Here is a 4,456-nt window from a genome sequence, read left to right on the forward strand (position 1 = left end):
CGTGAGGACGGCGTCGAGGGCCGCGAGCCCGGCCGGGTCCCTCGCGTCGAGCCGGTAGAGGGCGCGATGGTCGACGAGCGCGCGGCCGGACGCGGCCCGCCTCCGCCTCGCCGCGTCGAGGAGCCGGGCCCGCTCGACCGTACGGCCCTTGCGGATGTGGTCCTCGTAGGCGACGCCGTGGAAGACGGTGGTCACGCCGGCGGAGCGGACCCGGCCCTCGAAGCTCGTGACGGCGAAGTCGAGGTCGAACTCCGCGCCGGGGCGGGGCCGCAGCTCGGTCTCCAGGCCGTCGCTGTGGGTGTCGACGATGCCCGGCAGCAGCAGGGCGCCGCGCAGGTCGACCGCACCGGCGGGCACGGCTCCGGGAGACGCCGGGCCGACCTCGGCGATCAGCCCGTCCTCGACCACGACGCGGGCGTCGTCGATCACCCGGTCCGGGAGCACCGCCCGGCCGTGGACCAGGACGGTCACCGCGCCGGGCGTGCCGGTCGCGGGCGGATACGTGGATGTGGAAACGGTCATCGGGCCACCTCCAGGTGCAGGGCGGGAAGAACGTGGGACGGTGCGCCGTCGGCGGCGACGCGGCCGTCGTCGAGGACGACCACGCGAGTGGCCAGCCGTTCGATCGCGTCGAGGTCGTGGAAGACCGACAGCACCGCGACCCCGGCCTCGGTCAGCTCGGCGATCATCGCGAGCACGGCCTCCCGGTTGGCCGGGTCGAGCGCGGACACGGGCTCGTCGAGCAGCAGCAGCCGAGGCGGCGAGATGGTGCCGGCGGCGAGGTTGACGCGCTGCTTCTGCCCGCCGGACAGCACGGTCGTGTGCATCGCCCACAGGCGCTCGTCGATGCCGAGCCGGCGCAGCGCCACCGCGGCGGCCTCGCGGGCCGTGGCGGGATCCATCCCCCGGCCCGTCCCGGCGCGGGCGACGACGTCGAGGACGGACCGGCGCGGCTCGGACCGCAGGAACTGCGAGACGTAGCCCAGCTCACGGCCGCGCAGGTCGGCGACCTCGGGGTCGGACAGCGCCGCGAGGTCGACGACGAGCCCGGACGAGGTGCGCAGCAGGATCGACCCCGCGCTCGGCAGGTACGTCCGGTACACGCAGCGCAGCAGCGAGGACTTGCCCGCGCCCGAGGTCCCGGCGAGGGCGACGTGCTCGGCCGCGGCGACGTCGAGGTCGACGCCGCGCAGCGCCTCGACGTCGCGGCCGTCGATCGTGTGGAGGGTGAAGGACTTGGCCAGGCCGCGGACGGCCAGGACGTTCGCCGGGCTCATCCGCGGGCCGCCGCGACGAGCCGCTGGCTGTACGGGTGCTGCGGGTCCTCCAGCAGCTGGTCGGTGAGGCCCGACTCGACCACCCGGCCGTGCTGCATCACCAGAACCCTCCTGGTCAGCATCTCGATGACGGTGAAGTCGTGCGACACGACGACCGCGGCGACGCCCAGCTCCTCCAGCAGGCCGCGGAGCAGGTCGAGCACGCCGGCGGCCACGGAGGCGTCCAGGCCGGTCGTCGGCTCGTCGAGCAGCAGGACGGGCGGCCGGTTGGCCAGCGCCTTGGCGATCTGCACGCGCTGGCGCATACCGCCGGAGAACGTGCGCACCGGGTCGTCCATGCGGTCGAGCGGCACCTCGACGCGTTCGAGCAGTTCGGCGGCGCGGTCGCGGATGCGGCCGAAGTGGCGTCCGCCGGCGGCGATGAGCGGCTCGGCGATGTTGCCCCCGGCGCTGACGCCGAGGTTGAGCCCGGCGGCCGGGTCCTGGTACACGACCGCGATCTTGTCGATTCGCAGCCGTCGCCGTTCGCCGTCGTCGAGCGCGAAGAGGTCTCCGTCCCCGGCTTCGCGCAGGTACGCGCTTCCGCCGGTCGGCCGTTCGTCACCGGCGAGGCAGCGCATGACGGTCGACTTGCCGGACCCCGACTCACCGACGACGCCGAGCGCCTCGCCGGGGGAGACGTCGAACGAGACGTCCCACGCGGCGACCACCGCGCCGGTCAGCGGCGACACCGACGTGCCCGCGCCGGGTCCGGTGCCGGCCAGCGACCCGGGTCCGGGATCTCCGTAGATCCGGCCGAGCCCGGCCACCTTGAGCGCCCAGCCGGTGACCCGCCGGCCGGTGGTGCGCATCGGAGCGGCGACGTTCATCGGGCATCTCCTTCCGTACGGTTGCGCGAGCAGAAGTCGGTGTCGCTGCACACCCAGGTCACCGAGCCGTCGACCGCGGGCACCTCGACGAGGTAGGCCTCGCCCGTCCCGCAGTGCCGGCAGACGGCACCGGGCGTGTGCTCGACCTCGAACGGCACGTCCTCGAAGGTCAGCGGCTCGACCGTGGTGTGCGGCGGCACGGCGTAGATCCGCTTCTCTCGGCCCGCCCCCAACAGGGTCAGGTGCTCCGAGCGATCCAGCTTGGGCACGTCGAAGCGGGGGATCGGGCTCGGCGAGATCACGTACCTGCCGTTCACCAGGGACGGGTAGCCCGCCACCCGGGTGATGACGCCGTTGCGGACGACGTCCTCATAGAGCGCCACCCAGGCACGGGCGTAGTCGGCCTCGGCGTGCATGCGGCGCTGCTCCCCGATGTCGCCCTCGACGAAGCGCATCGGCTCGGGTATCGGCACCTGAAGTACCAGGATCTGGTCGGCGCGCAGTGGGGTCTCGGGGATCCGGTGCCGGGACTGGATGAGGGTGGCCGCGCGGGTGTCGGTCTCCTGGGCGCAGCCGACGTTGCCGACGACCAGGCGGCGCAGGTTGGCGGCGTTGACGCCGTCGTCCTCGCCCTGGTCGATGACCTTGAGGCGGTCGCCGGCGCCGACGAGCGCCATCGTCACCTGCAGGCCGCCGGACCCCCAGCCGCGCGCGACCGGCATCTCGCGGGAGCCGAACGGCACCTGGTACCCGGGGACCGCGACGGCGGTCAGCACCGCCCGGCGCACCTCCCGTTTGGACAGCTCGTCGAAGATGCCGGACCGGTCGTCCGCGCCCGCGAGCGTGCGCAGCGCGGTCGTCTCCGTGATCGTCATCGGGCCTCCTCCCGCGCCTCGCGCACGGCGCGCTTACGGTCCAGGAGCGAGCGGAAGTCGACGTAGTGGGGCAGCTTGAGGTGCTCGAGGAAACCGGACGCCTCGATCCCGTCGAGCGTCGTGAGCACCTCCTGCTCCAGGCCCGTGCGGTCTCCGCCGCGGTGGACGAGCAGGTCGAGCCCTGCCATGGCGATCGCCTTGCGCTCGTTGTGGCCGAAGCACATGCCATAGCCGAGGTCGAGCCGGGTGCGGTCCTCCTCGGCCCCGTCCAGGTCGTCGACGGTCTCCACCTCGGTGACCCGGACCTCGGCGACGGTCACCGGCCGCCCCGTCAGCGGGTGCCGCACGCGTACGGGCAGCGTGCCGTGGCGCACCTCTCCGGGGAACTCGTGCTGCGCCTTGGTCGGCTGGAAGGTCTGGGAGTACCACAGGTGGACCAGCGCCCCGGTCTCGGCGCGCGCCATCGCGCTGAGCCGGGCCGAGCGGGGGACGCCCGGCCGTACCGGCGCCCGGGTGATGTCGTACGGCTCCGGGTCGTCCTCGCCGCGCCTCTCGACCACGAGGTCCATCGACCGCAGCACGCCGAGCAGGCGGGGCGGCCGCCGGGGGTCGGTTCCGTCGGCGGGCTCGGGCTCCGGCTCCTGTCGCGCGGGAGGCTCGTCCCGCGAGACCTTCGCCTGCTCGTCGGGCATCAGATCGAGCAGCCGCCCGACGTAGTCCAGGGTCCGGCCGAGGATCTGGCTGCCCGGAGGGTTGCGGAACGCCGGGGAGATCCGCCGCGAGACGCGCAGCTCGTCGGCGTGCACCGGCTCGGAGTAGTCCAGTCGCGGCAGCGTCGACCGGTGTGCCCGGAGCAGCTGCGCGGCCTCCTGCACGTCGCCCTCGGCCTGCCGCAGCGCGCGGGCGCCCAGGTCGGGGGCCCACAGGCCGCCTTCACCCAGGACCCGGTCGACGGCGAGCCGCAGCCGTTCGGTGATCTGGTCGATGCCGAGCCAGCCGCTCGCGCCGCTCGTGCGGCCGCGCCGCACCAGCCGTTCGGCGGCGAGGATGGCCTCGTGGCCGCCCCGTACCCCCGCGTACCCCATCAGCCTGCTCCGTTCGTGATCGAGATGTGCGCGCTGCGCGGCAGGCCGGCGACCGTGCCGTCGTTCGCGACGAGGAAGGTGTCCACGCCGGCCGGGAAGACAGCGTTCGCCGTCGCCAGCGCGTGGAAGACCTCCGGCGATATCCCGGAGACGTGGGTCCGCCGCGTGCCCGGCACTCCGGGACCGGCCACGGTGAGCACGGTGCCGGGGCCCTCGGCGGCGGACAGTCCGGTCACCGCGAGGATGAGGCGGGCACCGTGCTCGGGGTGCAGCGCGTCGCCGCGCGGCAGCGTCGCCACCTCGTCCTCGGTGGGCGGCCGGAGCGCGACGACCATGCGAGCGGCGCCGAG

5 protein-coding genes and 1 pseudogene are annotated in these 4,456 nt (G+C 74.2%); all 6 read right to left on the reverse strand.

Annotation, left to right across the window (positions count from 1 at the left end; translation table 11 throughout):
- A pseudogene (locus ACFFNX_RS43215) lies at nt 1-522 on the reverse strand (hypothetical protein); the annotation flags it as partial.
- Entirely contained in the window at nt 519-1,277 is a 759-nt protein-coding gene (locus tag ACFFNX_RS43220; protein WP_378212054.1) for an ATP-binding cassette domain-containing protein, read from the reverse strand. The pseudogene ACFFNX_RS43215 and the gene ACFFNX_RS43220, both read right to left, overlap by 4 nt.
- Nucleotides 1,274-2,146 (reverse strand): ATP-binding cassette domain-containing protein, encoded by an 873-nt coding sequence (locus tag ACFFNX_RS43225; RefSeq protein ID WP_378212055.1) that lies wholly within the window; start codon nt 2,144-2,146, stop codon nt 1,274-1,276. Before ACFFNX_RS43225 ends, ACFFNX_RS43220 begins: the two co-directional genes overlap by 4 nt.
- Nucleotides 2,143-3,021: an alpha-D-ribose 1-methylphosphonate 5-phosphate C-P-lyase PhnJ gene (locus tag ACFFNX_RS43230; RefSeq protein ID WP_378212056.1), complete on the reverse strand. Its 879-nt coding sequence runs from the start codon at nt 3,019-3,021 to the stop codon at nt 2,143-2,145. Before ACFFNX_RS43230 ends, ACFFNX_RS43225 begins: the two co-directional genes overlap by 4 nt.
- A complete protein-coding gene (locus ACFFNX_RS43235) occupies nt 3,018-4,106 on the reverse strand; it encodes a carbon-phosphorus lyase complex subunit PhnI (protein WP_378212057.1) in 1,089 nt (362 codons plus the stop codon). The genes ACFFNX_RS43230 and ACFFNX_RS43235 overlap by 4 nt, the downstream gene beginning before the upstream one ends.
- Nucleotides 4,106-4,456: phosphonate C-P lyase system protein PhnH (locus tag ACFFNX_RS43240; protein ID WP_378212058.1), on the reverse strand; the 351-nt coding region annotated here is incomplete at its 5' end. The genes ACFFNX_RS43240 and ACFFNX_RS43235, both read right to left, overlap by 1 nt.

It is taken from the genome of Actinoallomurus acaciae (assembly GCF_042429965.1).
In the GTDB taxonomy this organism is placed as follows: Bacteria; Actinomycetota; Actinomycetes; order Streptosporangiales; family Streptosporangiaceae; genus Actinoallomurus; species Actinoallomurus acaciae.

Excerpts from the sequence above, each read along its gene's own strand:
- ACFFNX_RS43235 (WP_378212057.1), bottom strand. The coding sequence starts at position 4,106 with ATGGGGTACGCGGGGGTACGGGGCGGCCACGAGGCCATCCTCGCCGCC.
- ACFFNX_RS43220 (WP_378212054.1), bottom strand. The coding sequence starts at position 1,277 with ATGAGCCCGGCGAACGTCCTGGCCGTCCGCGGCCTGGCCAAGTCCTTC.
- ACFFNX_RS43225 (WP_378212055.1), bottom strand. The coding sequence starts at position 2,146 with ATGAACGTCGCCGCTCCGATGCGCACCACCGGCCGGCGGGTCACCGGC.
- ACFFNX_RS43230 (WP_378212056.1), bottom strand. The coding sequence starts at position 3,021 with ATGACGATCACGGAGACGACCGCGCTGCGCACGCTCGCGGGCGCGGAC.